This is a genomic window from Zeimonas arvi (genome assembly GCF_008039575.1).
GTDB classification, from domain to species: Bacteria; Pseudomonadota; Gammaproteobacteria; order Burkholderiales; family Burkholderiaceae_E; genus Zeimonas; species Zeimonas arvi.
Map to the genome: position 1 here is coordinate 438285 of NZ_VDUY01000002.1, position 26003 is coordinate 464287.

At 68.5% G+C, this 26003-nt stretch carries 25 protein-coding genes and 1 pseudogene; 10 read left to right on the forward strand and 16 right to left on the reverse strand.

What is annotated here, in order from left to right:
- Window positions 1-82 precede the first annotated feature (82 nt).
- Together FHP08_RS06455 and FHP08_RS06460 are read right to left on the reverse strand one after the other, a co-directional pair.
- A complete protein-coding gene (locus tag FHP08_RS06455; RefSeq protein ID WP_147703494.1) occupies window positions 83-3802 on the reverse strand; it encodes a hydantoinase B/oxoprolinase family protein in 3720 nt (1239 codons plus the stop codon).
- An 84-nt stretch (window positions 3803-3886) separates the two neighbouring features.
- Entirely contained in the window at window positions 3887-4432 is a 546-nt protein-coding gene (locus tag FHP08_RS06460) for a winged helix DNA-binding protein (RefSeq protein WP_225879050.1), read from the reverse strand.
- A 256-nt stretch (window positions 4433-4688) separates the two neighbouring features.
- Between FHP08_RS06460 and FHP08_RS06465 the strand changes: the two genes are divergently transcribed.
- Window positions 4689-6224 carry an NAD(P)H-hydrate dehydratase gene (locus FHP08_RS06465; protein WP_147703495.1) on the forward strand — a complete coding sequence of 512 codons (1536 nt, stop codon included), beginning with the start codon at window positions 4689-4691 and terminating at the stop codon, window positions 6222-6224.
- 13 nt (window positions 6225-6237) lie between these two features.
- Entirely contained in the window at window positions 6238-8058 is a 1821-nt protein-coding gene (gene pgi / locus FHP08_RS06470) for a glucose-6-phosphate isomerase (RefSeq protein WP_225879051.1), read from the forward strand.
- A 10-nt stretch (window positions 8059-8068) separates the two neighbouring features.
- Here pgi and FHP08_RS06475 read toward each other — a convergent pair.
- Window positions 8069-8743: pseudogene (locus FHP08_RS06475) on the reverse strand (ABC transporter ATP-binding protein); the annotation flags it as partial.
- Window positions 8744-8807: 64 nt separating this feature from the next.
- Here FHP08_RS06475 and FHP08_RS06480 point away from each other — a divergent pair.
- The 3 genes from FHP08_RS06480 to prpF all read left to right on the forward strand — a co-directional run bounded on the left by FHP08_RS06480 (window position 8808) and on the right by prpF (window position 13344).
- Window positions 8808-9443 carry an arylesterase gene (locus tag FHP08_RS06480; RefSeq protein ID WP_147703498.1) on the forward strand — a complete coding sequence of 212 codons (636 nt, stop codon included), beginning with the start codon at window positions 8808-8810 and terminating at the stop codon, window positions 9441-9443.
- Between the two features lie 70 nt (window positions 9444-9513).
- A complete protein-coding gene (gene acnD / locus FHP08_RS06485; protein WP_222707826.1) occupies window positions 9514-12108 on the forward strand; it encodes a Fe/S-dependent 2-methylisocitrate dehydratase AcnD in 2595 nt (864 codons plus the stop codon).
- Between the two features lie 45 nt (window positions 12109-12153).
- Window positions 12154-13344 (forward strand): 2-methylaconitate cis-trans isomerase PrpF, encoded by a 1191-nt coding sequence (gene prpF, locus FHP08_RS06490; protein WP_147703500.1) that lies wholly within the window; start codon window positions 12154-12156, stop codon window positions 13342-13344.
- A gap of 27 nt (window positions 13345-13371) precedes the next feature.
- Here the strand turns inward: prpF and FHP08_RS06495 are convergent, their stop codons facing one another.
- Entirely contained in the window at window positions 13372-14244 is an 873-nt protein-coding gene (locus FHP08_RS06495; RefSeq protein ID WP_147703501.1) for an acyl-CoA thioesterase, read from the reverse strand.
- Between the two features lie 212 nt (window positions 14245-14456).
- Here FHP08_RS06495 and FHP08_RS06500 point away from each other — a divergent pair, with 212 nt between their 5' ends.
- On the forward strand, window positions 14457-15578 hold the full coding sequence (locus FHP08_RS06500; RefSeq protein ID WP_147703502.1) for a hypothetical protein: 1122 nt from the start codon (window positions 14457-14459) through the stop codon (window positions 15576-15578).
- Window position 15579: 1 nt separating this feature from the next.
- Here FHP08_RS06500 and FHP08_RS06505 read toward each other — a convergent pair whose 3' ends face one another.
- The 6 genes from FHP08_RS06505 to FHP08_RS06530 all read right to left on the reverse strand — a co-directional run bounded on the left by FHP08_RS06505 (window position 15580) and on the right by FHP08_RS06530 (window position 19132).
- Window positions 15580-16110: a hypothetical protein gene (locus tag FHP08_RS06505; protein ID WP_147703503.1), complete on the reverse strand. Its 531-nt coding sequence runs from the start codon at window positions 16108-16110 to the stop codon at window positions 15580-15582.
- Window positions 16111-16114: 4 nt separating this feature from the next.
- Window positions 16115-17089 carry an RES family NAD+ phosphorylase gene (locus FHP08_RS06510; protein ID WP_187272188.1) on the reverse strand — a complete coding sequence of 325 codons (975 nt, stop codon included), beginning with the start codon at window positions 17087-17089 and terminating at the stop codon, window positions 16115-16117.
- The gene (locus FHP08_RS06515) at window positions 17082-17525 is read right to left on the reverse strand and encodes a hypothetical protein (RefSeq protein ID WP_187272189.1); all 444 of its coding nucleotides are present in this window, start codon (window positions 17523-17525) and stop codon (window positions 17082-17084) included. Before FHP08_RS06515 ends, FHP08_RS06510 begins: the two co-directional genes overlap by 8 nt.
- A 247-nt stretch (window positions 17526-17772) precedes the next feature.
- Entirely contained in the window at window positions 17773-18000 is a 228-nt protein-coding gene (locus tag FHP08_RS06520) for a DUF4224 domain-containing protein (RefSeq protein WP_187272190.1), read from the reverse strand.
- Between the two features lie 32 nt (window positions 18001-18032).
- Entirely contained in the window at window positions 18033-18446 is a 414-nt protein-coding gene (locus tag FHP08_RS06525) for a PIN-like domain-containing protein (protein WP_147703506.1), read from the reverse strand.
- On the reverse strand, window positions 18443-19132 hold the full coding sequence (locus tag FHP08_RS06530) for a DUF433 domain-containing protein (RefSeq protein WP_147703507.1): 690 nt from the start codon (window positions 19130-19132) through the stop codon (window positions 18443-18445). Before FHP08_RS06530 ends, FHP08_RS06525 begins: the two co-directional genes overlap by 4 nt.
- A gap of 296 nt (window positions 19133-19428) precedes the next feature.
- Here FHP08_RS06530 and FHP08_RS06535 point away from each other — a divergent pair, with 296 nt between their 5' ends.
- The 4 genes from FHP08_RS06535 (at window position 19429) to FHP08_RS06550 (ending at window position 21281) form a co-directional block, all read left to right on the forward strand.
- A complete protein-coding gene (locus FHP08_RS06535) occupies window positions 19429-19716 on the forward strand; it encodes a hypothetical protein (protein WP_147703508.1) in 288 nt (95 codons plus the stop codon).
- Entirely contained in the window at window positions 19713-19952 is a 240-nt protein-coding gene (locus FHP08_RS06540) for a hypothetical protein (RefSeq protein ID WP_147703509.1), read from the forward strand. Before FHP08_RS06535 ends, FHP08_RS06540 begins: the two co-directional genes overlap by 4 nt.
- Window positions 19949-20314 carry a hypothetical protein gene (locus FHP08_RS06545; protein ID WP_147703510.1) on the forward strand — a complete coding sequence of 122 codons (366 nt, stop codon included), beginning with the start codon at window positions 19949-19951 and terminating at the stop codon, window positions 20312-20314. The genes FHP08_RS06540 and FHP08_RS06545 overlap by 4 nt, the downstream gene beginning before the upstream one ends.
- A 277-nt stretch (window positions 20315-20591) precedes the next feature.
- Window positions 20592-21281, forward strand: coding sequence for a hypothetical protein (locus FHP08_RS06550; RefSeq protein WP_147703511.1), 690 nt, complete (start codon window positions 20592-20594; stop codon window positions 21279-21281).
- A 168-nt stretch (window positions 21282-21449) separates the two neighbouring features.
- Here FHP08_RS06550 and FHP08_RS06555 read toward each other — a convergent pair whose 3' ends face one another.
- From FHP08_RS06555 to FHP08_RS06580, 6 genes are all read right to left on the reverse strand, one after another.
- Window positions 21450-21689: a hypothetical protein gene (locus tag FHP08_RS06555; RefSeq protein ID WP_147703512.1), complete on the reverse strand. Its 240-nt coding sequence runs from the start codon at window positions 21687-21689 to the stop codon at window positions 21450-21452.
- 721 nt (window positions 21690-22410) lie between these two features.
- A complete protein-coding gene (locus FHP08_RS06560; protein ID WP_147703513.1) occupies window positions 22411-23040 on the reverse strand; it encodes a terminase small subunit-like protein in 630 nt (209 codons plus the stop codon).
- Window positions 23037-23393, reverse strand: coding sequence for a helix-turn-helix domain-containing protein (locus FHP08_RS06565; RefSeq protein WP_147703514.1), 357 nt, complete (start codon window positions 23391-23393; stop codon window positions 23037-23039). The genes FHP08_RS06560 and FHP08_RS06565 overlap by 4 nt, the downstream gene beginning before the upstream one ends.
- A 48-nt stretch (window positions 23394-23441) precedes the next feature.
- Window positions 23442-23675, reverse strand: a complete 234-nt coding sequence (locus tag FHP08_RS18415; RefSeq protein WP_187272191.1) for a hypothetical protein — start codon at window positions 23673-23675, stop codon at window positions 23442-23444.
- A gap of 969 nt (window positions 23676-24644) precedes the next feature.
- Window positions 24645-25238 carry a terminase small subunit gene (locus FHP08_RS06575; RefSeq protein WP_147703516.1) on the reverse strand — a complete coding sequence of 198 codons (594 nt, stop codon included), beginning with the start codon at window positions 25236-25238 and terminating at the stop codon, window positions 24645-24647.
- Window positions 25235-25990, reverse strand: a complete 756-nt coding sequence (locus tag FHP08_RS06580) for a hypothetical protein (protein ID WP_147703517.1) — start codon at window positions 25988-25990, stop codon at window positions 25235-25237. The genes FHP08_RS06575 and FHP08_RS06580 overlap by 4 nt, the downstream gene beginning before the upstream one ends.
- Window positions 25991-26003 lie beyond the last annotated feature (13 nt).

The following is a 26003-nucleotide window of genomic DNA, read 5'->3' on the forward strand; positions in this document are numbered from 1 at the left end:
GGGTTCGAGGAGACCGGAGAAGATCGGAACCGGGGCAGACCCGGCGAGAGCCGGGATTATCGCAGAGCGGCGCCGCCGGGATTCAGCCTTGCCCGAAACCACCGCCGCCCGGCGTCTCGATCACGAACATGTCGCCCGCCGCCAGCTCCGCCTTGTCGGCGTGCCCGAGCGCCTCGACCCGGCCATCGGCCCTCACCACGCAGTTGCGCCCCGGCGCGCCGGCCTGGCCGCCTGCCGCGCCGAAGGCCGGATGGATGCGGCCATTGGACAGGATCGACGCGGTCATCGGCTCCAGGAAGCGGACCCGGCGCACGCCGCCGTCGCCGCCGCGCCAGCGCCCCGCGCCGCCGGAACCCTTGCGGATCTCGTAACTCTCCAGCCGCACCGGGAAGCGCGACTCGAGCACCTCGGGGTCGGTCAGGCGCGAGTTCGTCATGTGGGTCTGCACGACCGCCGTGCCGTCGAAGCCGCCCACCAGCCCGCCCCGCGCATCGAACACCCCGCCGGCGCCCGAGCCGCCGGAGATGGTCTCGTAGTACTGGTAGCGCGCGTTGCCGAAGGTGAAGTTGTTCATCGTCGGCGTGCCCGAGGCCATCACGCCCAGCGCGCCGTACAGGCAGTTGGTGATGCACATCGAGGTCTCGACGTTGCCGGCCACCACCGCCGCCGGGTGGCGCGGATTGAGCATCGTGCCTTCGGGAACGATGACGGTGATCGGCTTCAGGCAGCCGGCGTTCATCGGGATCTCGTCGTCGACCAGCGTGCGGAACACGTAGAGCACCGCGGCCATTGTCACGGCGAGCGGCGCGTTGAAGTTGTTCGGCAACTGGGCCGAGGTTCCGCTGAAGTCGATGGTGGCGCTGCGGCTCGCGTGATCCACGGTGATCTTCGCGCGGATGACGGCGCCGTTGTCGAGCGGCAACTCGAAGGCGCCGTCCTTCAGCGCGCCGATGACGCGGCGCACCGACTCCTCGGCGTTGTCCTGCACATGGCTCATGTAGGCCATGACCACGTCGAGCCCGAAGTGGCGCACCATCTTCAGCAGTTCCTCCCGGCCCTTCTCGTTCGCCGCGATCTGCGCGCGCAGGTCGGCGATGTTCTGGTCGGGGTTGCGGGCCGGGTGCTTCGCCGACGACAGCGCGTCGCGCAGCGCCCGCTCGCGGAACTCGCCGCCCGCCACCAGGTGGAAGTCGGTCAGGAGCACGCCCTCCTCGTCGATGGTGCGGCTGTCGGGCGGCATCGAGCCCGGCGTGATACCGCCGATGTCGGCATGGTGGCCGCGCGAGCCGACGTAAAAGAGGATCTTCTCGCCCGCCTCGTCGAAGACCGGCGTGATCACGGTCACGTCCGGCAGGTGCGTGCCGCCGGCGTAGGGATCGTTGAGCACGTAGACATCGCCAGGCTGGAGCGGCGCCTTGGGCGGCGCGGCGCCGTCTTGCCCGACGTGCTCGCGAATCACCGCCTGCACGCTCGCGCCCATCGACCCCAGGTGCACCGGCATGTGCGGCGCGTTGGCCACCAGGTTGCCGTGCGCGTCGAAGACCGCGCAGGAGAAGTCGAGCCGCTCCTTGATGTTGACCGAGTGCGCGGTGTTCTGCAGCCGATAGCCCATCTGCTCGGCGATCGACATGAACAGGTTGTTGAAGATCTCGAGCATCACCGGATCGGCATCGGTGCCGACGGCGACGCGCTTCGGTCGCGGCTGGTGGCGCGCGAGCACCAGGTCGCCGCGCGCGCTCATCTCTGCGCGCCAGCCCGGCTCGACGATGGTCGTGGCCGTCGCCTCGACGACGATGGCGGGGCCGTCGACCCGGGCGCCGGCGGGAATCGCCTCGCGCCGGTACATCGGCGTGTCGTGCCAGGCGCCGCCGGAGAACATCCGCACGGAGGCTTCCGGCGCGGGTGCCGCGCCCTTGCCGGATGCGCCCGACCGGGCGCCCGCCGTGCCGGCCTCCCCCCCGGCGACCGCGCCCGCGGCCGCGTCGAGCGCATCCTCGGGCGAAGCGCCCAGCACCTCGGCGACCGCCGATTCGACGATCAGCGCGCGACCGGGCAGCAGGAAGGCGAAGCGCTGCCGGTAGCCGCGCTCGAAGGCCTCGCGCAACTCGGCGATCGTGCCCCAGGGCACGGCCAGCGCCGTGTCGGTGCCCTGGTAGCGGACCATCGCCCGGCGCACCGCGCGCAGCTGCGCGGCCGGCTCGCCCTGCGCGAGCAACTCCCCGCGCGCGGCGGCCTCGAGCTCGTCGAGCACCGTCGCGGCCTCGGCATGGCCCGCCGCATCGAGCACTTTCTCGACCGAACGCTCGCGCATCGCCACCTGCTCGGCCAGGCCCATGCCGTAAGCCGACAGCACGCCGGCCAGCGGATGCGCCAGGACGGTGGGCATCGCCAGCGCGTCGGCCACCAGGCAGGCATGCTGGCCGCCTGCGCCGCCGAAGGTGGTCAACGTGTACTTCGTGACGTCGTAGCCGCGCTGCACCGAGATCTTCTTGATCGCATTGGCCATGTTGGCGACCGCGATGTCGATGAAGCCCTGGGCGACCTCCTCGGGGCTCATCTTCCGGCCGGTGGCCGACGCGATCTCGGCAGCCAGCGCGGTGAACTTCTCGCGGACGACGTCGGCATCGAGCGGCTGGTCGCCGTTCGGGCCGAACACTGCCGGAAAGAACGAGGGCTGGATCTTGCCGAGCATCACGTTCGCATCGGTCACGGTGAGCGGACCGCCGCGCCGGTAACAGGCCGGACCGGGGTTGGCGCCCGCCGAGTCGGGGCCGACCCGCATCCGGGCGCCGTCGAAGAACAGGATCGAACCGCCGCCGGCGGCCACCGTGTGGATGCTCATCATCGGCGCGCGCATTCGCACGCCGGCCACCTGCGTGTCGAGCTCGCGCTCGAACTCGCCGGCGTAGTGCGACACGTCGGTCGAAGTGCCGCCCATGTCGAACCCGATGATCCGGTCGAAGCCGGCCGCGCTGCTGACCCGCGCCATGCCGACGATGCCGCCGGCCGGACCGGACAGGATCGAGTCCTTGCCCTGGAAGGTTCGCGCGTCGGTCAGGCCGCCGTTGGACTGCATGAACTGGAGCTTGACCCCCTCCATCGCCCCCGCCACCTGCTCGACGTAGCGGCGCAGCACCGGCGACAGATAGGCGTCGACCACCGTGGTGTCGCCGCGCGGCACGAAGCGGATCAGCGGCGAGACCTCGTGCGAGACCGACACCTGGGTGAACCCGATCTCGCGCGCGATCCTGGCGAGCCGGCGCTCGTGCTCGCTGAAGCGATAGCCGTGCATCAGCACGATCGCGATCGCGCGCAGGCCGGAGGCATGCGCCTGGCGCAAGGACTCGCGGGCAGCCGCCTCGTCGAGCGGCACCACCACGTCTCCGCTCGCGGACATGCGCTCGTCCACCTCGAGCACGTCGCGATACAGCAGCTCGGGCAGCACGATGTGGCGCTCGAAGAGCTTGGGCCGGTTCTGGAAGGCGATGCGCAAGGCATCGCGGAAGCCACGCGTGACCACCAGGAGCAAGGGCTCGCCCTTGCGCTCGAGCAGCGCGTTCGTGGCCACCGTGGTGCCCATCTTCACCGCCTCGACCTGGGCAGGCGAGACCGGCTCGCCCGCCTTCAGGCCCAGCAGGCGGCGGATGCCCTCGACCGCCGCGTCGGCGTAGAGCTCGGGGTTCTCCGACAGCAGCTTGGCGGTCTGCAGCGAGCCGTCGGGGCGGCGCGCCACGATGTCGGTGAACGTGCCGCCGCGGTCGATCCAGAACTGCCAGCGTGCGTCGGTGGATGCGGTCGTCATCGTGTCGATTCCTGAAACGGGTGGAACGGTGGAATGCGGGCGGGTCGAAAGGGAGGCGAATCGAAAGGCGGGCGAGGCGGGCGCTCAGAGCGAGGCGGCCGCCCGGGCTGCCTGGTCGTACAGGCCCGACAGCGCCCTGAGCGTCCCGGCCAGCTCGGTGAGGTTCGCCCGGGCGGAGGCCGGATCGGCCGGCGCGCCGAGACCGTCCGCGGCGCCGCCGAGCAGGCAACGGTCGCGCACCTTGCGGTAGCGCTCAACGGTATCGCGCCCGGCCTTCGTCGTGGACCAGAAGGCTTCCTTGCCGACCTTCTCGCTGCGCACCAGGGCCAGGCCGGCCAGCTTGCGCAGCGCGTAGGACACCACGTGGGCGTCCTCGTAGTTGAGCGTGAAGCAGATGTCGGCGAGCTTCTTGGGCCGACCGCGGTGATGCACGTGGTGCAGCACCAGGACGTCGGTGACCGCCAGGTCGGGAACACCCGCCGCCGCCATGCAGCGGACGATCCAGCGGTCGAAGGCGTGGCGCGCCACGATCAGGCCGAACTCCATCTCGGACAGGCCCGCCCAGTCGCCATCGGCAAGGTGCGCGGAAGACAGGATCGGCGTGTCGGAAACGGGATTTCTCGCGGGCACGGGCTGGGTCTCCGGAGCTCGGGGCCCCTGATGAGAGCGGGCTGCGGCGGGACCGCCGGCAGCGGGCCCATGGGCTTCAAATACGATTTATGGATAATTTATAGTCATAAAGAACAAAACACAAGCTCTGCCGGTGCAGGCCGCGTTGAAGCCGGCCCTTGGTCTATGCTTGGCGTGTCCATGGGCCTGCCCATGGCCGCGCACATGACGCCGCTTCGCGCTCCATCACTACGCCCCCGCTCCTCGAGCCCTTCGCATGCGCCGAGATCACCGTCCCCCGCATCCGCTGCTTCGAACCGCGTCCGTCCGGGCGCTCGAGCATGCGGCGCTCGCCGTCACCGGCCCCGGCGCGCTGATGGACCGCGCTGCGGCCGCCGTCGCCGATGCGGCCGAGCGGCTCGCCCGGAGCCTGCCGGCAGGCACACCGGTGCGCGCCTTCTGCGGCCCCGGCAACAACGGTGGCGACGCGCTGCTTGCCGCCATGATGCTGCGCGAACGCGGCTTCGACGCACGCGCCTTCGAGCTCGCCGAGGCTTGCGCCGGCTCGAATTCCCCGGCCGACGCGGCCCGGGTGCGCGAGCAGGCCCGCCGGAGCGGCATGACCCCGGCGCGCATCGAGTCGCTGGCCGGGCTGCGCGAGCTCCTGGACCCCGCCCCCCCGGCCCCTGCCCCCCTGGTGCTCGACGGTCTGTTCGGCATCGGCCTGGCCCGACCGCTGTCCGGACTCGCCGAGGCCTTCTGCCGCCTGGTCGACGAACTGCGCCCGCCCCTGGTGGCGGTCGACGTCCCGAGCGGCATCGACGCCGACACCGGCGCAATCGTGGGCGGTCCCGGGGCCGCGGCCGTCCGCGCGACCCTGACCGTCACCATGATTGCCGACAAGCCCGGACTGCGCACCGGCGCTGCGCTCGATCACGTCGGCGAACTCAGGATCGAACCGCTCGGCGTGACCGGCGCGCGCAGCGACGGCATCCTGTTCACGCGGGCCGACGCCGCGACGCTGCTGCCGGGCCGCCCGCGCGACAGCAGCAAGGGAAGCTTCGGGTCGGTTCTGGTCATCGGCGGCGCGGCCGGAATGGCCGGCGCGGCCCTGCTCGCCGGGCGCGCGGCCCAGTGCAGCGGCGCCGGCAAGATATGGATCGCCTCGCCCGACGGACCGGTCTTCGACCCGGGCCAGCCGCAACTGATGACCCGCAGCGTGAACGCTCCCTTCGAGCGTCGCGCCACGATCGTCGCAGGTTGCGGGCTGGGTGCCGATTCGCGCGCCGAGGCCCTGCTGGCGCGAATCCTCGACAGCGGCCTGCCCATGGTGCTCGACGCCGACGCGCTGAACCTGCTCGCCCTGTGCTCGCCGGCGGGCCACGGCACGCTACCGGTGCTGACCCCGCACCCGCTCGAGGCGGCGCGGCTGTCAGGCAGCGAAGTCGGCGAGATCCAGGCGGACCGGATCGGCGCCGCTTGCACGATCGCCGAAACGAGGCGCGCGGTGGTGGTGCTCAAGGGGGCCGGCACGGTGGTTGCGCATCCGGACGGTTACTGGGCGATCGTGGACAGCGGCGGGCCGGCACTGGCCACGGCCGGCACCGGCGACGTGCTGGCCGGGCTGATCGGGGGCCTGCGCGCGCAGGGCTTGTCCGCCTGGGAAGCCGCGCTGCTCGGCTGCTGGGCGCACGGCCATGCGGCCGACCGCTGGGCTGCGCACTGCGGGCACGCAGCGGGACTGTCGGCCGCGGAGCTGCCCGAACTGGCGCGCGGCGCGCTCGCGTCGCTACACTTCGCCCGCAACGAGTGAGAGTGAGCGAACCTTGAAGCGTCGGCAAGAAACCGAGCCAGGCAATCCCGGGCAGCCAAGATCGCCGGATCCCGACGGCGCCTGGCAGGCGGCGTGGACTGCGGTCGAGAGGCAGGCCGCGGCCTGTCGCGCGCTGCGGATCGACGGGCTGTTCGATTCCGAGCCGGAACGGCTCGACCGGTTCTGCGTCGAAGCGGCCGGACTGTGGCTGGACCTGAGCCGCAACCGGCTGCCCGAGAGCGGCCTCGACGCGCTGCTGGCGCTGGTCGATGCGGCCGGCGTGCCCGCCTGGCGCGACGCGATGTTCGCCGGACACGCGATCAACGGCACCGAAGGCCGGCCCGCGCTGCACGTGGCGCTGCGCTGCCCTCACGGCCGGCATCGGGATGTCGCGGGACCGGCCGTCGATGCGGGCACGCAGCCGCGACCGGATCCGCTGACCGCCCCGCTGAAGGTCGGGGACGAGGACATCCGCGCCGTCGTCCGGAACACGCTGGACCGGATGCGCGCCTTTGCCGAGGCAGTGCGCGACGGCGCCTGGCGCGGCGCCACCGGCCGCCCGATCACCGACATCGTCAACGTCGGCATCGGGGGCTCGCACCTGGGGCCTGAACTGGCCTGCGGCGCACTGGCCAGCCTGGGCCACCCGCGGCTGCGGACGCACTTCCTGTCCAACGTGGACCCCGACGCCTGGCAGCGCCTGGCGCGCGAGCTCGATCCGGCGTCCACGCTCGCGATCGTGGCCTCCAAGAGCTGGCGCACCCAGGAAACCGCGATGAACGCGCTGGCGGTGCGCGAATGGCTGCTGGCCGGCGGCGTGCCCGAGGACGGATTGCACAGGCACTTCGTGGGCGTGACGGCCAACGTGGCGGGCGCCCGTGCATTCGGATTGTCCGACGACACGATCTTCCCCTTCGGCGACTGGGTGGGCGGGCGCTATTCGCTGTGGTCCGCGATCGGCCTGCCGGTCATGCTGCAGATCGGCTCCGGGGCCTTCGATGCGTTGCTGGCGGGGGCGCACGCGATGGATCGCCATTTCGCCGACGCGCCGCCGGCCCGCAACGCACCGATCCTCCTGGCGCTGGTCTCGCTGTGGAACGGGCTGGTCCACCCGGGCTGCACCGAGGTCATCGCCCCGTACAGCGATGCGCTCGCCCGCCTGCCCGCCTGGCTGCAGCAGCTGCAGATGGAGAGCAACGGCAAGCGGGTCGACCGGCACGGCAATCCCGTGGCCTACGACACCGCGCCGGCCTGCTGGGGCGAACCCGGCACCGGCGCACAGCATTCCTTCTTCCAGGCGCTGCACCAGGGCACGCGGATCCACCCGATCGACTTCGTCGTGCCGGTGCCGGACGCCGGACTCGGCAAGGCGGCAAGCGAGCGGCCCGAGGGCGGCGCGCCGCTCGCCGATTCGGGCGCCCCGTCCCGGGCCGCCACCCTGCTGGCCAACGCGATCGCCCAGGCGGAAGCGCTGATGCGCGGCCGCGAGCCGGCGCCCGGCGACCCGCTGGGCCCGCATCGCGAATGCCCCGGCAACCGCCCGTCGAACACGATCCTGCTCGACGCGCTGACGCCGGCCAGCCTGGGCGCCCTGCTGGCACTCTACGAGCACAAGACCGTGACCCTGGGATGGCTCTGGCGGATCGATTCCTTCGACCAGTGGGGCGTGGAACTGGGCAAGACCCTGGCGGCCCGGATCGAGCCGCTGCTGGCTGACGATGGCGCGCCCGACGCCGCGTCGGAGGGCGCGTCCGGCGTGGCGGCGCTCAGCCCGCCTTCACTGGCGCTGCTCGCCCGGATCCGGGCGATTCGCGCGCGACGCCGCCAGGGCTGACCGGCGCCTGGCGATGCGCGCCGTGCAATTGCCCGCCGGCCAGCATGAGCCGCATCGAGCAGCGATCGGCCAGCTGCGCGTCGTGGGTCACCAGCACCAGCGTGGCCCCGGCCTCGCGGTTGAGCTCGAACAGCAGCTCGATGACCCGCTCCCCGGTGGCCGCATCGAGGCTGCCGGTGGGTTCATCCGCGAAGAGCAGCCGCGGCCGCGGCGCGAAGGCGCGGGCGATCGCCACCCGCTGCTGCTCGCCGCCCGACAAGGTGCGCGGGTAGTGCCCCAGCCGGTCACCCAGGCCCACGCGCTCCAGGAGCTCGCGCGCGCGGTCGCCCGCGTGCCGGTCGCCGGCCAGCTCCAGCGGCAACATCACGTTCTCCAGTGCGGTCATCTGCGGCAGCAGCTGGAAGGACTGGAACACGAAGCCCAGGTTGCGGGCCCGCCAGGCCGCGCGGGCATCTTCGTCGAGCGCCAGGATCTTCTCGCCAAAGACGGTCACGCTGCCGCTGGTCGCAAGGTCCAGCCCGGCCAGCAGACCGAGCAGCGTAGACTTGCCCGAGCCCGAGGCGCCGACGATCGCGACGGTGGCGCCGGCCTCGACCTCGAAACTCAGGTCGTCGAGAATCGTGAGCCAGCCGTCGGCATCGCGCACGCGGCGGGTCAGGTGTTCGACGACGATTGCAGCAGGCATGAACGACAAGGTCCTTGATCAGGCACGAAGGCGGTGGGTCAGCGCAGCCGCCAGTTTACTTACGATGGCGACGATCGCCGCGCCGGCGCTCGCGACGACCGGCCGCGACGGCGCCGCGAGCGGACCCCAGGCCGCAGCCGCTGCCGCCCGCACGCTGCTGGTGCTCGGCGACAGCCTGTCGGCCGAATATGGCCTGGCCCGCGGCGCGGGCTGGGTGGCGCTGCTCGAGCAGCGACTCGCCGAGCGGCACCCGGGCTGGACCGTGGTCAACGCCAGCATCAGCGGCGAGACCACCTCGGGCGGCGCCACGCGCATCGCAGGCCTGCTCGACCGGCACCGCCCTGCGGCGGTCGTGGTCGAACTGGGCGGCAACGACGCGCTGCGCGGCCTCGACCTGAACGCCACGCGCGGCAACCTGGACCGGATCGTGGGCGCGTCGCGCGAGGCCGGCGCCAAGGTGCTGTTGCTCGGCATGCAGGTGCCGCCGAACTACGGCAAGGCCTACACCGACGCGTTCGCGCAGGTGTTCCAGGATGTCGCGAAGGCCCACCAGGCGCCGCTGGTGCCCTTCTTCCTTGACGGCGTGGCCGAGGACATGTCGCTGTTCCAGTCCGACCGGATCCACCCGAACGCCCAGGCCCAGCCACGGATGCTCGAGAACGTCTGGCCGGCACTGCGCAAGCTGATCGGCAAGGGCTGACCCTCGGGGAGGACTTCCGGCACCCGCTTCGGTAGAGGCGCGGGCCCGCCGGAGTAAAATCGACGGCATGATGAATACCGCCTACCGCACCCGCCTGCCCGGCACCGACCTCGATTACTTCGACGCCCGCACGGCAGTCGACGCCATCCAGCCCGGCGCCTGGGAGAAGCTCCCCTACACCTCGCGTGTGCTGGCCGAGAACCTGGTCCGCCGCTGCGATCCGGCCGCGCTGACCGATTCGCTGAGACAGCTGATCGAGCGCAGGCGTGAACTGGACTTTCCATGGTTCCCCGCCCGCGTGGTCTGCCACGACATCCTCGGCCAGACCGCGCTGGTGGATCTCGCCGGCCTGCGCGACGCCATCGCCGACCAGGGCGGCGACCCGGCGCAGGTGAACCCGGTGGTGCCGGTCCAGCTGATCGTCGATCACTCGCTGGCGGTGGAATGCGGCGGCTACGACCCCGATGCCTTCGCGAAGAACCGCGCGATCGAGGACCGCCGCAACGAGGATCGCTTCCACTTCATCGACTGGACGAAGAAGGCCTTCGAGAACGTCGACGTGATCCCGCCGGGCAACGGCATCATGCACCAGATCAACCTGGAGAAGATGTCGCCGGTGATCCAGGTGCTCGACGGCGTGGCCTTCCCCGACACCTGCGTGGGCACCGACAGCCACACGCCGCATGTCGACGCGCTGGGCGTGATCGCGATCGGCGTCGGCGGCCTCGAGGCCGAGAACGTCATGCTGGGCCGCGCGTCGTGGATGCGCCTGCCCGACATCGTCGGCGTGGAGCTCACCGGCAAGCCGGGCCCCGGCATCACCGCCACCGACGTGGTGCTGGCGCTGACCGAGTTCCTGCGCAAGCAGAAGGTGGTCGGCGCCTACCTGGAGTTCCGCGGCGAAGGCGCGGCGGCGCTCACGCTGGGCGACCGCGCGACCATCTCGAACATGGCGCCGGAGTATGGCGCGACCGCGGCGATGTTCTTCATCGATCGCCAGACGATCGACTACCTGAAGCTCACGGGCCGCGACGACGGACAGGTGAAGCTGGTCGAGCGCTACGCGAAGCACACCGGATTGTGGGCGGACGCGCTGGCGAATGCCGAATACGAGCGCACGCTGCATTTCGACCTGTCCAGCGTGGTGCGCAACATGGCCGGCCCGTCGAATCCGCACGCGCGGGTAGCCACGGCCGACCTGGCCGCCAAGGGCATCGCCGGCAAGTGGGAGGAAGTCCCTGGCCAGATGCCCGACGGCGCGGTCATCATCGCCGCGATCACCAGCTGCACCAACACCAGCAATCCGCGCAACGTGATCGCCGCCGGCCTGCTGGCGCGCAACGCAGTCAGGCTCGGCCTGGCCCGCAAGCCGTGGGTCAAGACCTCGCTGGCCCCCGGCTCGCGCGTGGTGGCCGAGTACCTGAAGGAAGCCGGCCTGACCGACGACCTGGAGCGGCTCGGCTTCGGCATCGTGGCCTTCGCCTGCACCACCTGCAATGGCATGTCGGGCGCGCTCGACCCGAAGATCCAGCAGGAGATCGTCGACCGCGACCTGTACGCGGTGGCGGTGCTGTCGGGCAATCGCAACTTCGACGGCCGCATCCATCCCTATGCCAAGCAGGCCTTCCTTGCCTCGCCGCCGCTGGTGGTCGCCTACGCGATCGCCGGCACGGTCCGTTTCGACATCGAGAAGGACGTGCTCGCGGTCGTCGGCGGCAAGGAGATCCGCCTGACGGATCTCTGGCCGAGCGACGAGGAGATCGACGCGGTGGTCCGGGCCTCCGTGAAGCCCGAGCAGTTCCGCAATGTCTACACGCCGATGTTCGCGCTGAAGAAGGACAGCGGAGAGAAGGTCAGCCCTCTCTACGACTGGCGTCCGCAGAGCACCTACATCCGCCGGCCGCCGTACTGGGAAGGCGCGCTGGCCGGCGAGCGCACGCTGAAGGGCATGCGGCCGCTGGCGGTGCTGGGCGACAACATCACCACCGACCACCTGTCGCCGTCGAACGCGATCATGCTCGACAGCGCCGCCGGCGAGTACCTGGCGAAGATGGGCCTGCCCGAGGAAGACTTCAATTCCTACGCGACCCACCGCGGCGACCATCTCACCGCGCAACGCGCCACCTTCGCCAACCCCAAGCTGATCAACGAGATGGCTGTGGTGAACGGCAAGATCGAGCAGGGATCGCTCGCCCGGGTCGAGCCCGAGGGCCAGGTCATGCGGATGTGGGAGGCGATCGAGACCTACATGAACCGGCGACAGCCGCTGATCATCGTGGCCGGCGCCGACTACGGCCAGGGCTCCTCGCGCGACTGGGCGGCCAAGGGCGTCCGGCTGGCCGGCGTCGAGGCGATCGTGGCCGAGGGCTTCGAGCGCATCCACCGCACCAACCTGATCGGCATGGGCGTGCTGCCGCTGGAGTTCCAGCCGGGTACTACCCGCAAGACCCTGGGCATCGACGGCACCGAGACCTACGACGTGGTCGGCGAGCGCACGCCGCGCGCAACGCTCACGCTGGTCGTCCACCGCAGGAACGGCGAGAAGCTCGAGGTACCGGTCACCTGCCGGCTCGACACCGCCGAGGAAGTCTCGATCTACGAGGCCGGCGGCGTGCTGCAGCGCTTCGCGCAGGACTTCCTCGAAAGCTCGAAGAAGGTCGCCTGAACGGCGACCGTCGCCCCGGCATCCGACATCGCTCCCACCACGACCATGGCCCACGTTCCGCAGATCCGCATCCCCGCCACCTACATGCGCGGGGGCACCAGCAAGGGCGTGTTCTTCCGCCTGCAGGACCTCCCCGATGCCGCCCAGGCGCCGGGCAAGGCGCGCGACGCGCTGCTGATGCGCGTGATCGGGAGCCCCGATCCCTACGGCAAGCAGATCGACGGCATGGGCGGCGCCACGTCCAGCACCAGCAAGACGGTGATCCTGTCGAGAAGCGAGCGGCCCGATCACGACGTCGACTACCTGTTCGGCCAGGTCTCGATCGACTCGGCCTTCGTCGACTGGAGCGGCAACTGCGGCAACCTGTCGGCAGCCGTGGGTCCGTTCGCGATCGCCAACGGCCTGGTCGACCCGGCACGCGTGCCCAGGAACGGCACGGCCACCTTGCGGATCTGGCAGGCCAACATCGGCAAGACCATCGTGGCGCATGTGCCGATCAGCGAGGGCGCGGTGCAGGAGACCGGCGACTTCGAGCTCGACGGCGTGACCTTCCCGGCCGCCGAGGTGCAGCTCGAATTCATGGACCCGGCCGCCGAAGAGGAGGGCGCCGGCGGCGCGATGTTCCCGACCGGGAATCTGGTCGACGAGCTCGAGGTGCCCGGCGTGGGCACGCTGAAGGCCACGATGATCAACGCCGGCATCCCCACGATCTTCGTGAACGCCGACTCGATCGGCTACAGCGGCACCGAACTGCAGGACGCGATCAACGGCGACGAGAAGGCGCTGGCGAAGTTCGAAACCATCCGTGCCCAAGGCGCGGTGCGCATGGGCCTCATCAAGGACGTGTCCGAGGCCGCGAAGCGCCAGCACACGCCGAAGCTGGCATTCGTGGCGCCCTCGAAGGACTATCTGGCCTCGAGCGGCAAGGCGGTCGCCGCGAAGGACATCGACCTGCTGGTGCGCGCGCTCTCGATGGGCAAGCTGCACCACGCGATGATGGGCACGGCCGCGGTGGCGATCGGCACCGCGGCGGCGATCCCCGGCACCCTGGTCAACCTCGCCGCCGGCGGTGGCGCCCGCAACGCGGTCCGCTTTGGCCACCCTTCGGGCACGCTGCGCGTGGGCGCCGAGGCCAACCAGGAGAACGGCGAGTGGGTCGTCAGGAAGGCCATCATGAGCCGCAGCGCGCGGGTGCTGATGGAAGGCTGGGTTCGGGTTCCCGGCGACGCGTTCTGACCGGGCCGCCCAGCTGAAACTGCAGCCCTATTCGGGCTGCGGTTTGCGTACCCGGATCAGGCCCTCCTGGGCCACCGAGGCGACCCGGCGCCCGTCCTGCGTGTAGAGGCTGCCGCGGCAGAAGCCGCGCGCGCCGCCGGCCGCCGGCGACTCCATCGAGTACAGCAGCCATTCGTCCATGCGGAAACCGTCGTGGAACCACATCGCGTGGTCCAGACTGGCGACCTGGAGCGTGGGCTGAACGAAGCTCAGGCCGTGCGGGATCATCGCGCTCTGCAACAGCCCGAAGTCCGACGCGTAGGCGAGCAAGGCCTGATGCAGCAGCGGATCGTCGGGCGCGCGATCGGCCAGGCGCAGCCAGGTGTGTCGCAGCGAGGGCCCCGGCTTCGGGTCGAGCGGATCGTAGGGCTCCACCGGCCGGAAATCGAGCGCGCCCTCGGTCTTGGCCGCGGCGCGCTGGCGCTCGGGCAGCAGCCCCAGGATCCGGCGGCGCAACTCCCGATCGCTCTCCAGTCCCTCCGGCCCCCTCGCCTGCGGCATCGGGTCCTGGTGCGAGACGCCGTCTTCCGGCACGTGGAACGAGGCGGCCAGATTGAAGATCGGCCGCCCGTGCTGGATCGCCACGACCCGCCGCGTGGTGAAGCTGCCGCCGTCGCGGATCCGCTCCACGTCGTAGACGATGCGCGCGTTCTTGTCGCCGGGGCGCAGGAAGTAGGCATGCAGCGAATGCACGCTGCGCGAGGCCTCGACCGTGGTGGCGGCCGCCATCAGCGCCTGGCCGAGCACCTGCCCGCCGAACACCTGTGGGCTGCCGATCTCGCCGCTGACGCCGCGGAAGAGGTTGTATTCGAGCCGCTCGACCTGCAGCAGCGAGAGGAGTTCCTGGACTTCGGGTTTCATTCTAGATCTTGAATGGTGCGCGGACCGGGAACCACAGATTACTGTTTATGGGGACTTCAAGGGTTTCGCAAATTTTTCTGTCTAGATACCGTGAGTCATACCGTAGATGACGGCTAGCTAGGACCGCCTGAGTGGGCCACAGCCTCCAACAGCCCCCAATCCGAAGACTCCCGGTGCTAGGCTGACGAAACCACTCCAGCGGTCATTGCAACATGGAAATCACCCGCGCCGAGCTATACGATCGTATCTGGTCCACGCCCATGAGCAAGCTGGCACGCGAATTCGACATCTCGGACGTCGGACTTGCCAAGGTCTGCGCGAGCTACGGCATTCCGCGACCGCCGCGAGGATACTGGGCCAGAGCAGCCGCAGGGAAGGTTCCGCCTCGTCCGTCTCTACCGCCTTCGCGCTCGGAAATCGTCCAATTCAATCCGGAACAGCATCGTGCGCGGATGACCACTACCGACGCTGTTGCGCGGCCTGCCGAACCGATCCCAGTGCTCTTGCCGGACGACGCCTTGCCGCCCGTCGCAAGCGCGACCCTCGAACGCCTGCGCAAGACGAAGCCCTCCACGGATGGGTTCGTTCGGTGCGAATCGCCGCGAGTCTTCACCTGTGAGCTCAGCACGGCGACAATCGAGCGCGCAAGCCGGATCCTCGGCGCCATCGAACACGCCCTTCCGGCCATCGGCGGCCGGCTGAAGAAATCCGACAAGACCCCCTGCATCGGCATCCTGGTCGGCGACGAGTGGATCGGCATCAGCATTGCGGAAGACTACCGACGCACCGAAACGGTCCTGCAGGATCCCAAGATCGCCTGGCTGAAGCAGCGCGAGTACAGCTACCACTTCACCGGCGCACTGCGCCTGACGATCGCCGCCGAATTCAACGGCCGGAAGTCTTGGGGCGATGGCAAGCAGGCCCGCCTCGAGGAAAAGATCGACAGCATCGTCACGGGCCTGCTGGTCGCCTCAACGGGGATCGTCGAACTCCGACGGGAGCGCGAGGAGCAGCGCCGACAGTGGCAAGAGGAAGCGAGGATTGCGGAACTCGCCCGCGAACGGCAACGCCGTCGCCAGCACTTCCTGGACAATCTGCACGCAGAGGCGAACTCGTGGAGCACGCACCGCGAGATCCAGAAGTACGTCGATCACCTGCGGCAGCACCTGGGCTCGGCCGACGCGCTCCCGCCTGCCTGCCTCGAGTGGATCGAGCTGGCTGAAGAGCTTGCGAAGGCTGTAGACCCGACACCGAAGCGGCTGCAGCTGTTACGCGAGGGAATCACTGGGTACAACTACGACATGCCCTTCGGTCGATCCGTGGGTGACGACTAGTCTAGGTCCGCCCAGCTGAAGGGCCGCTTGACGACGACTGGCACCTGCGAGAAACCGAGCGCGCGACCGAAAGGTGGAATCGGCGAAACCCGTCGTGCACCTCGTAGCGGTAGGGTGCCGCGATGCCGTTCGGAACATGCACCTCGATGGGCGGGAGCGGCTCGCCACGTTGGATGGCGGTCAGGATGCTTGCCGCACGCTCCGGGTCGATGCCCCTGACTCTCGGGTTCCGGGCCGGCGGCTTCACCTCCGAAGGCGGGACGACGACGCAGACGCCGTCAGGGACCGGCACCCATACATAGGGCTCCAGCAAGGGCACGAACCGCTCCATGTTGGCCGCGGCAATCGCTGCGCGAATCTCATCGACCAACAGCAAGCGTCTCCTTTCCCCGCCCAATGGCGCCGTGAGACCGAATCCGCCGTCTGTGCGGCCACCGACCGCCGTGAGGAAGTCCGACTCGATCTCGACGTCGAGCGCGGCGCGAGCGACGCCGGTCGCACCGTGGGCATCGAGGCACGCGGGCGGCTTCACCTGGTCAGGTCGATCGCGCCTCACCCCTCCTCCGAATCGGAAGTTCCTCCCATCCGGAAAGGGCGTCAGCCGAACCTGCATCCAACCTTGTGTGCCGGACTTCTGACGGAGCCGGGTTGGCGAGTTCGATGAAGGATCCGGAATCGATGAGGTCGGGGAAGACTGCTACGCACCGCCCTCCCCCCTTGGTCGAACGAAAGAGAATTGCCTCATAGCCTGCCGCACGAACGAGCTCGGCGACCACATGGCTGGGGGCTGGCAAGCCGAATTGGACCGGCAGCGTTCTCCAGTTGGCGAAGACGGCGTTGTAGAGCATCTGCCCCGTGTTGACCATCTTCAGCGCTCCATCCGGAATCCTGAGCTTCTTCTTCAACTCCCTGGCACGCGTTGGCATCTTGATGCGCCCCAGGACGCCAGCCAGATCTCTGAGCGACTCAGGACTCGTCATGTCGAAGACGCGATGCAGGCAGACGGTCACCACCACCTTGGCGTAGCTCTCCGGGCGTGCCAGGGCAAGGTCCTCAGGCCTCAATCCGTTCGCCAGGGTCGCAGACGCGACCTGGAACTTCTCGCGAAACGCTGTCTCGTCGTCCTCGGCGAGGTAGAGGCATGGCCATGCGTCGAGGGTGCCGAGATCGAGGTCTGCGCCGGCGTTGAAGCGGCCGCCATAGGCAAGCAGGCTGCCCGCCGCCGACAGCGGACTGAAGCTGTACTGGTAGGTAACGAACCGGACCCAATTCGACTCGTCTAGGCAGATCGGCTCGGCCTTCTCTATCGCGCCGATCAACTGCGGACGGAGTCGGCGCTGCTCTGGCTGCGTCCCGAAGAAGAGCGACGCGTTCAGTTCATCCAGGTCCTGCGAGACCTCCGTCCACCGCGAAAGCGTCGCCTCGCTAAATCGCTCGAGCTCGATGACCCCGATCGGCCCACGTAGGCCGCCCGGACCGCGCTGCGGGATGATCGGCTTCCGCCTAGCCACCCGCGGCACTCTCCACGCCCGGGGCATGCGGGGACGACTGCTCGTGCCGGGACGCCGCTGCGCGCTCCGTCATCGCATTGATGATGAATTTGCGAAGGCGCTCATACCTTCCGAGCCTGATCATGTCCTTTGGCGAGATATCGCCCAGCAACGGATTGCGGGTCCGAAACCACGCGAGCGTCTTCTCGGTGTCGCCGTCGAACGCCCTCGCCACCAGGTTGATGGTGTTGGCGATCTCTTCGAGCCTCTCCCGTACCTGGGCGGGAATTGCGTCGTCGTACCTCACCGAGCTGGCCGAAACCGAGGCAAGACGCGACACGTCCGCCTTCTTGAGATCCAGAACTTCGGGAACTCGCCTGGGATTGAAGGCGGATCCGCGTCCGAAATCCATGTAGTCGTCGGCCACCGATTCGAATAGCCCGATACCCGGAGACATGGCGCCTCTCCTTTCTGTCTGCATGGTTTCGGTCGTGGGCGCGCCTATTGAACCACGCATGAACCACTTTTTGACCACGCTTTTTACATCGAACGAGCAAGCATACCGTACTGTCCTGCATCGCGCACCCGGGTCCATCTACTCCGTGCACGACACCACAGCGCCGCCCCCGTCACCCGTTGCCCCCGCCCCGCCGGCGCCACATTCGTTCGCGACCGACCGGCGACCGAAGCCCTGCAACAGGAACTCAGAGGGCCTTCTTCCTCGGCAGAACCTCCGGTAGGCGGAGCTGCGGCCGTCGGGCAGGCGCAAGGGATCCGACGTGGCCGAGGGCGACCTCGACCGCGACGCGCAGCACCACCAGCGAGCCGTCGGGGCGCACCTTGTGCGGAATGCCAAGGGCCTCCAGCACACGTCGCTGAGCGGAGCAGCGCACTTTCGCGGTCAGGGCTACCAGGTCATCGGGGGTCAGCACGACGGCGGTCTCCGAAGTCAGGAGCCCGCACGCTATCGGTGCGGCTGAAGGTTAAACCTGCCGTGAGCACCGTACTTCCACGGCACCTCGATCAAGCTCGCGGACACCATATCGGCCTGCTGCAGGATTCGCGGCCACCAGCGCACAATGCAGTGAGTCTTGGTCCAGTAGTCGTGGCTATTCCACGCCTTGTTCAGCCGGAACACGTTCAACCCTGACAACCGAAGCGCAGCGCGCTCGAGGTCACCCTTGCCGAACCGATCCTGAGACAGGATGCACCAGCCCCGTTCGCGTCCGAGCGCGTCGATCCATTCGTGATCCGGGGTGTTGGCCGCAAATTTCGACCTGAGGGCAACGACCTCAGGACACGGCACTTCGTTCTTCGACAACTCGGTCAGCGCGACCGCCCACACCGGCGGCAGGTTGTTGTCGATCAGGAACTTCAATGCAGTAGGTTCGACTCGAACGCGACCGCCTTCGTGACGGCCTCGCGGGACACTTCGTAGATCCGCGCCACCCGAGCAACGTCACGACCTTCGGCAACATAGGCATCGAAGAGAGTCCAAGTCGGCACCCCCGCCGCGTCGATGATCGGCTTGCCGAAACTTCTGCGCGGATCCAGGATGATCACCCGATCCTTGGGCACGGGGTGCCAGGCACGAGCCACTCCATCGTCCCCGAATACGACCCCTGCGACGAGCGAATCCTTGATCACCTGGCTCATCGCGTACTGCTTCTTGAGCAAGTCGAGCAGCGGCTGATCGTCGGTCGCATGCGCGGCCTCGGCGAAGATACTCCGACCGTCCGTCGCGATGCTCCTGATCACGAATGGGTGCGGGTGGTCGTGTTCCTCCTTTGCACGCTGCACTGCCAGCCTGATGGCCTGCAGGCTGACGCCATGCTGACGAAGCTCGCGAATCAGCCGCAGTTCCAGAAGCTCGAAGAAGCTCAGTGCGCGCTGATCGTCGACCATGTGCTGCTCGCCCGCGACGGGAAGAACACGACGGCGCTCCTCCCCGCGCGTGTACTCGTACCCGAACATCCACCGCGCGACTTCCCGCGTCGGTATCCGAACCAGGCGCGCAGCGTCCGCGATGGTGTATAGGCCGATGTCGAAGAGATTTCCGTCCATTTCGGGGGAGTATAGCGGGCATCCATCCCCTTGACCCCCCCGCCACACCAGCGCACAATCTCCCCGCGTCCGAGCTTTCGGGCGTGCAGGCTTGGCGGCCTGCGGAAGAGGCGGACAACCGCCGACATGGCGGTTTTTTCACGTCCGCAGCACTGGCTTCGCTCCTATGGGCGGGCCGGTGGGGAGACCCGCAAGGGTCTGCCGGCCTCTTCCCGGTCCGCCAACCCTGCCGGTCTGCCCACCACGCTTGGCGGCGTGGTGTGCGGTACTCAAACCGCTGAAGAGGAGCACCCATCATGGGCTCGAAACCCGTCTTCGCGCGCGCCGGAGAGGCCGCGCCGCTGCACCCTTCCCCCGCGTTCCGACTGCCCGGCAATCGCCCGCGTCGCTGGCATCCCGTCGTATATCTCGACCGAGGCCCGGTGCGCTTCGCCGGCTGCGACACGATCACCGAGGCGATGCGCGAAGCCCGCAAGCTCGCCTTCGCACTGGGCGCCCGCACCTGGAGCGCCGTCCCCGGCCGCGCTCTGCTCGTCTCCGGCGGATCGGTGCCGTCCGACCTGGCCGATGGAGGTGCGCAATGAGCGACGTCACCAACGCCACCCCGGTGTCTGCCGATGACCAGCTGCGCCTGCTTCCTGTCGTGCTCTACGACAACGCCCACTGCCCCAACGGCTGGCGTGCGCTCAAGCAGGAATTCTCGGTAGCTGAGAGCCCTGCGGCCTGGGCCGCGGCACGCGCCGCCTGCGAGACGGATCCGAAGGCCATCGGCTTCTACGTGCTGCAGGTCGGCCGCCAGAATCGGGGAGGTGCACGATGAACCTGCCCGCCACCTTCCAGCCCATCGCACTGACCGACAATCGCCCGCAGCCCCATCCGGGCATGCCGCTGCGCGCGCAGCTCGAGGTCACCGTGCGCGAGGCCCGCGACGCGCTGGCTCGCATGGGTGCGACCAGCCCGGAGCACGCTCACCTGGCTGCCGGCATCGAGGCCCTGCTGGTGCGCCTTGACACCGTCCGTGACGAGTGCCTGTTCCGGGCACAGATCGCCACCACGAAGCTGCGCGGCGGGGATGCCTCCGGTGCACAGGAGACCTTGGCCAACATCGCCGTCGTCTGCGGGCGACAGGACGATCGCCACGCGTTGACGTTGAAGGCTTCGGGCCGCGGGAGGCTGCTGTGAACAATCACCACAACGACCACACCGAGCTCGACGCGCTTCGGGAAGACCTGATCCGCCAGCAGGTCGCCATCCAGACCTGGCTGCCCGACCTTGAGGTCAGCGCGCAGCTCGTACTGAACGCACTCGACCACGCGCAGCCTCGACAATCACCCGGGCGGCGCTCTGCCGCCCAGACTCCTAGTTGCAGTCGCGCCCCGCTGATAACCTATCGTGACCGGTCGCCGACCCGGAGAACCGCTTGCCTCAAGGTGCCGCGTCGACCGTCCGACTTCAATCCATGGCGGACGAACAGTTGGTGTGCTTTGCCCGCTACAAGCAAGATTGGATTCAAATGTCATTCGCCGACGTCACCATTGTCCCCATAGGCGTGAAGGATCTTGTGATTACCTTCGCCGCTTTGATCGGAGCGTGGGTCGCCGTGCAAGGACTGAGCACATGGAAGCGCCAGCTCAGGGGCAGCGTCGAGTACGAACTGACCCGCCGTCTGCTACGGACGACGTATCGCTGGCGCGAGTCGGTCAAAGCGGTTCGGAGCCCGATGGTTTGGGCCCAGGAAATGCCGGCGCCTTCGGACGAAGACAGAAAATCTATGTCTGAAGCTGAAATTCAGCACTACGGCTACGCCATGGCGTATCAGCGAAGGTGGGATAAGGTCGTCGACGCGCGGGATGCACTTCAAACCGAGCTGCTCGAGGCCGAGGTTCTGTGGGGCAAGCAGGTTCTCGACATCTTTAGCACCGCCTTTGAACTACAGCGGGAACTCTACGTCTACATCTACACTTGTCTCGAAAGCGAAAATCCTAGGACGCGTCCTGGGATGCGCGAGGCCAAAGAGCGAGTGTTGGAGAAGCGACGCAATGTGATGTACGACTCCTCCACGCCTGGCGAGGAGGACGAATTCTCGCGTGACCTTTCGACGGCAATTGCGGCGATCGAGTCTTTCCTTAAACCTCACTTGAGAAAGTAGCCAGGTGTTCTTGTTCAAGCCCGGCTTCGCTCCTCGACTCCATCAGAAGCTATCGGCGCCGCTCAATGCGCGCGCCACCGGGGAGAGCGCACGGAAAACCATTAACAAGAAGGCGGCGTAGGGCCGCGATCTGCGCTTGGCCCATCTCGGTGCGCGGTCGATCCGCGGCTACGGGTTCCGACGCCGTGCGGATCGGCGCACGGCGTCTACGAATTCCTGTCGCCAGGAGAGCCTGGATAGGCAGCGCATCGATTGGCCGTCGATGCTGGCGACTTCGCGCCCGTCTCGGTCGAGGATGAGAAGCGCGAACGCGCGGTCGAAATTCCGTAGCTCGATGCGGACGTCGTACTCCGGCAAGGCGCGTTGCAGCGCATCGAAGCCGGCGGGCTGAAGGGGATCGGTCGTCATGGATAGATCCTGCTTGACGTGGGGGGCTGACCGCCAGGGTATTGCATCGAGCGTTCCGCAAACGGAACGCTTTGGCCTCTCTGCACGAGCCTGGACCCGGCCGGCGAGATCGCGTCGGGCGGCGGCGGGCAGGGAACTACTGCCCCGGCGTCTGGGGCGTCCCAGGCGAACGGTCAGGGAGGCGCTCGCGGGCCGCGTCGGTCTGCCCAGGCGTCCGCTCAGAGTAGACCGGAAAACGGGGGAACGACGCGGGGGAATCGCCACAATGGATTTCCAGGAAATCTAGTACTGGCGCGGCCCGCCGGGTGACTCTCTGCTCCCCTACGGACGCCGGCGGGCTCGCGATGGTCATCGCCGTGACACGGCTGCGCGGTGGTGGTCCATCCACGATCTACAGCCACGCCCACGGCGGGCGCACCTTCCGGCTGGAGCGCGCGCGGTCCCGCCTGCAGTTGGCCCGAGGGCAACAGCCCCGGGTACTGGACGCCGTGCTGGAAGTGACACGCTTGCAGGGCGAGCTCTTCGACTTCGGCGCGACCGACCGCCGGCATGGCGCGTGTGGTGGGCGATCGCGCGGTGCCGGCGGGCCCCGAGTGGCTGACCGACCACCTGGGCCGGGCATTTTCGTTCTACTCGCTGCGTAAGCTCGGCGAGCGCTCGTCAATTTCCGCTGCGGACACGCTCGACCGCCTGCTCGAGCAGTGCGGCCAGCAGGTCGGGGTTATTTCCCCGGTCCGACATTGCCCTTCACCTTGGCCAGCAGCGCGGCGAGCTTCGCGGTCGATCCATCCTCGACCTGCACCGGCCCGCCCTCGGCACCCGTAACCTCGGTCGTCACCCTGTCCCCGTAGACCTTGGGCAGCAGCTTGCTTACCAGCCGCTTGCGGGCTTCTACCCGCAGGCGGGAGCGCGCAATGACGTCGTGATCGATGCGCCTGTTGCCGTTCTCATCGACGTAGGTGTCGTTGCTACCGTCGTCGGCGATCGTGACCAACTCCTCGACCAATAGCTCGGCCCGAATCTCGCGCGCACGCGCGTAGGCCTTCGCGAACGCCTCGTCCCTCCCGAGCTCCGTGAACACCCAATAGACCTGCGGCATCCCCTCGTCCCGCATGATCGCTGTCAGCGTCCGGCCGGCGGCAATCTCGGCGCAGATGCGGTCCTTGTGCGCCTGGCCATAGATCGGCGGGCGGCCCGTCTTCCTTGGGACCGACTTCGTTGCGGCGCGCTTCTGCTCAGCCGCCGGGGGGGTGTGCTGTTTTTTCATGGTGGCAAAGATGTCCCCTGTTTCCCGGCCGGTCCCCGTGCGGGAGCCTTCGTCAATCGGCCGCTGTTCATCTGACGAGATCACCCGACACTCTTGCAGGCTGCCCAGCCGGCGAGCCCACCCCAGTTCGAGCGCAAGAGTCTCTGTGGCCGGCCCTCATCATCCAGCGCAACCCAGACGACTCGCGGCGTCGACGCGCTCACCGGTGACGGCACGCGCATGGCGCAGCGCACTGCACCCAGCGACGCCAGCCGATACAGGGCGTTGCGCACCCGCTGGTGGTCCTCATCCAACCTGGCAGCCAGATCATGCACCGTCGCCGGGCCGTCCTCGGCTAGGTTTCGCCAGACCGCTTCCTGCAGGCCACGCCCGAAGATCGCCACCAGTGTTGCAGTCGACACCGGCACCTGTTGCGCAATCCAGGCCATTACCGACATGAGAATCCCTGTAACAAATCTGCACGCGGGAACATCGACAATCCGTTTTCATCCGGCGTCCGGCGAGGTGAGACTGGCGTAGCTCGAGCTGAGCATCTCCAGGAGTCGAGCGCGGCTCCGAGCCTGGCTTTGGCTCAAAAGCTTTTGCACTTGTCCCTGCTCCTTCGACCTGCGCCTCTCATCGATGACCTCCTCCTCCGCAAGCAGACCCAAGATCTGCCGCATGTCGAGCTGCTCGGACGCCGGCAATCCGGCGACCATCTGCTCGGGCGTGATGTCCACCACCGCGGCTCCGACAGGGCCTGTTTCTCCCGCCCCCGTGATACTCAGCGCGCCCCGCGATCCCGCGGACGCCGTACCCAAGTGGTGCCGGGCGGCCCTGGCGATTGGCCCCAGTGGTTGCGGGGTTCCCGCTGCGCCGTAGCCAGCGTGCGAAGTCGGGCCAATTGCTTCTGACAACGCAAGGTCCGGGCCTGCCGGTAACGTGACACCGTAGATCGGCCGCGCACCGCCGCCGCCGATCACATCCGGATCGCCACCGTAAGCCATGCCGACGACGCCCAGTCCCGCTTGCATCGCAGCGCTCTCAATACGCCCCGGTTGACCAGACGCGCGGGGCCGCGTGAACGGTGTTGGTGCGTTCGCGGCGTCCATGGTCGAGGCAGTCGATGCCGCAACCCGACTCATCGGCGCCAGGGCCGACGGTGGAGGTGTCCCCGGCGCCGCGGAGGGCGCTTCACCGGCAAGCCGCTGGCCAACGTTGTCGGCATTCTTCAGCTGCTTGAAGCCGTCCACGGCGACCGCAGCCCCGGCGACTCCGCCAAGCTCGGTCGCGGCGCGCCCTTGCGCTACTCTCGCTGCGCTCGGGACGCGCGGTGCCCCGACTGGTGCGGTACCTGTCGGCGCCGGCGGGGTCTTGGGCGCGGCCGATGTGACCGAAGGCGCCATGTTGCTCGCCCGCATGGCAGCTGAAGGCCCTGGAGGCTTGCCAACACCTGGGGCCGATCTCATCGATGGCATCGACGGACTCGCGGGCGCCGACAGGCCGGGCGAACGCATCGCACCGGACCCACTCAGGGGCGTTCCCGTCGAGGTGCGTCTGGTCGGATCATTCATGCTGGGCCCCCGTCTTTTTGAGCGCGCCGGTCAGTGCGGATCTCGCTGCCTGCAGGCCCTGGATGGCGCCCAGTAGCGAATCGTGTGGCCCGGTGCAATTTCTCCACCGCGCCGTCGATCAGGGCCGCGAGCAGATCACTCCTTCTGTCGGGCCCGGACACGTTCAAGCGCCTTCTTGAGGGCCGGCAGTTCGACCGCGACGGCCACCTGAACCGGGCCGCCCTGCGGATCGGACAAGCCCACCTGCTCGCGGAATGCCGATACCTGGACGTGCTTGCCGATCAGTTCGATGAGCTTCGTTCGGTCGGCGAGCTTGACCTTTCGGACCTCGGCATAGATCACCTTGCCATCCGCGTCCTGCCCCTTGGGCACCATGAATGTCTCGACGCCCGCGACCAGCCCCTGTCGCCAGACCTCCGGCCACTGATTCGGATGCAGCAGGTCGCCCTGGTCGTCGTACAGGTCGGCGAGATCCGCCTCGGCCATCTCGACCAGGCGCTGCAACACCCGCTCCGAATCCATCCGCACATTCTCGGCACGGGCTACCTTGGCCGCCGAGATTGCAGCAGAAACACAAGTTTTCCCAAGTAGCTCCGGCCCGATCCTGTCGGCGGTCCGCGCACTGTATCCAGCCCGGATTGCCGCCCGGGTCGCGTTGAGATCGATCAGATACTCGTCGACGAACCGCTGCTGCCGAGCCGTCAGCCGTTGCATGCTGGCGAGCGTCATCGTCCACCCTCTGATTCGGTGCCTTGACGGACACGCATCGGATGACGCGGCCCATTCGCTGCGGCCACAGCCTTGCCATCAGCCGTGCGCGGCCCGGTCGACCTCGACCACGGCCGCCAGCGGTGAATTGCTGCAGCCTGCTTCGCACGGAGTTCCGGCGTCCATCTTCCGCCCGCCACAATCGCCTCGCGAAAAGTTCGATGATCGAATGGTGGCCGTTGTTTCCTGCTGGCCACCACCGACGTTGTGACCGGCGCCACCATGCGTCGGCGGCCAGAGCGAGTTGGATCTTCGCCGAGCGAATGATGGCTTGCAGCTCGCTGGGCATCGCTCTCGAGCTCAGCGGCTCGCCCGAGGAGATCCGCCACAGCGCGGGCGCGCTGCTCGATCGTGGGCAGGGCCAGTGGCGTACGCTCGATGCAACGCCGCCCGGCGTTGACCCTCGCAAGCAGCTCGTCGTAGGCCTGCGGGGGCGATTCGGCGTCCGCGATCGCGACCGCCAGCGCCTCGCGTTGGGCTAGCGCGGCCTCGATCTGCCGTTCAGCCTGCTCGCGCTCGGCCTGCAGGGCATGCACCGCGGCGAGCGTGGACTGGCGCGGCTCCAGCTCGTCAGCATATCGAGCCGAGGCCGCGGCGAGCCTGGCGCGTGAGGCTACGACGTCCGGGTGATCCGCCACGGCCGCGTCGCCGATCCTTAACGCCGCCTCCCGAATGCCCGCCGGAACGGCGCTCATCTTGAGAAGTTTCCCCATCACGATCTCCCTG

Coding starts and splice junctions, on each gene's coding strand:
- FHP08_RS06515 (WP_187272189.1), bottom strand. CDS start 17,525: ATGTCTCCGGGTATCGGGCTATTCGAATCGGTGGCCGACGACTACATG.
- FHP08_RS06565 (WP_147703514.1), bottom strand. CDS start 23,393: ATGTCGGTAATGGCCTGGATTGCGCAACAGGTGCCGGTGTCGACTGCA.
- FHP08_RS06500 (WP_147703502.1), top strand. CDS start 14,457: ATGGAAATCACCCGCGCCGAGCTATACGATCGTATCTGGTCCACGCCC.
- FHP08_RS06535 (WP_147703508.1), top strand. CDS start 19,429: ATGGGCTCGAAACCCGTCTTCGCGCGCGCCGGAGAGGCCGCGCCGCTG.
- FHP08_RS06455 (WP_147703494.1), bottom strand. CDS start 3,802: ATGACGACCGCATCCACCGACGCACGCTGGCAGTTCTGGATCGACCGC.
- FHP08_RS06530 (WP_147703507.1), bottom strand. CDS start 19,132: ATGGACGGAAATCTCTTCGACATCGGCCTATACACCATCGCGGACGCT.
- FHP08_RS06480 (WP_147703498.1), top strand. CDS start 8,808: ATGGCGACGATCGCCGCGCCGGCGCTCGCGACGACCGGCCGCGACGGC.
- prpF (WP_147703500.1), top strand. CDS start 12,154: ATGGCCCACGTTCCGCAGATCCGCATCCCCGCCACCTACATGCGCGGG.
- FHP08_RS06555 (WP_147703512.1), bottom strand. CDS start 21,689: ATGACGACCGATCCCCTTCAGCCCGCCGGCTTCGATGCGCTGCAACGC.
- acnD (WP_222707826.1), top strand. CDS start 9,514: ATGAATACCGCCTACCGCACCCGCCTGCCCGGCACCGACCTCGATTAC.
- FHP08_RS06580 (WP_147703517.1), bottom strand. CDS start 25,990: ATGGGGAAACTTCTCAAGATGAGCGCCGTTCCGGCGGGCATTCGGGAG.
- FHP08_RS06575 (WP_147703516.1), bottom strand. CDS start 25,238: ATGACGCTCGCCAGCATGCAACGGCTGACGGCTCGGCAGCAGCGGTTC.
- FHP08_RS06550 (WP_147703511.1), top strand. CDS start 20,592: ATGGCGGACGAACAGTTGGTGTGCTTTGCCCGCTACAAGCAAGATTGG.
- FHP08_RS06465 (WP_147703495.1), top strand. CDS start 4,689: ATGCGCCGAGATCACCGTCCCCCGCATCCGCTGCTTCGAACCGCGTCC.
- FHP08_RS06540 (WP_147703509.1), top strand. CDS start 19,713: ATGAGCGACGTCACCAACGCCACCCCGGTGTCTGCCGATGACCAGCTG.
- FHP08_RS06495 (WP_147703501.1), bottom strand. CDS start 14,244: ATGAAACCCGAAGTCCAGGAACTCCTCTCGCTGCTGCAGGTCGAGCGG.
- FHP08_RS06545 (WP_147703510.1), top strand. CDS start 19,949: ATGAACCTGCCCGCCACCTTCCAGCCCATCGCACTGACCGACAATCGC.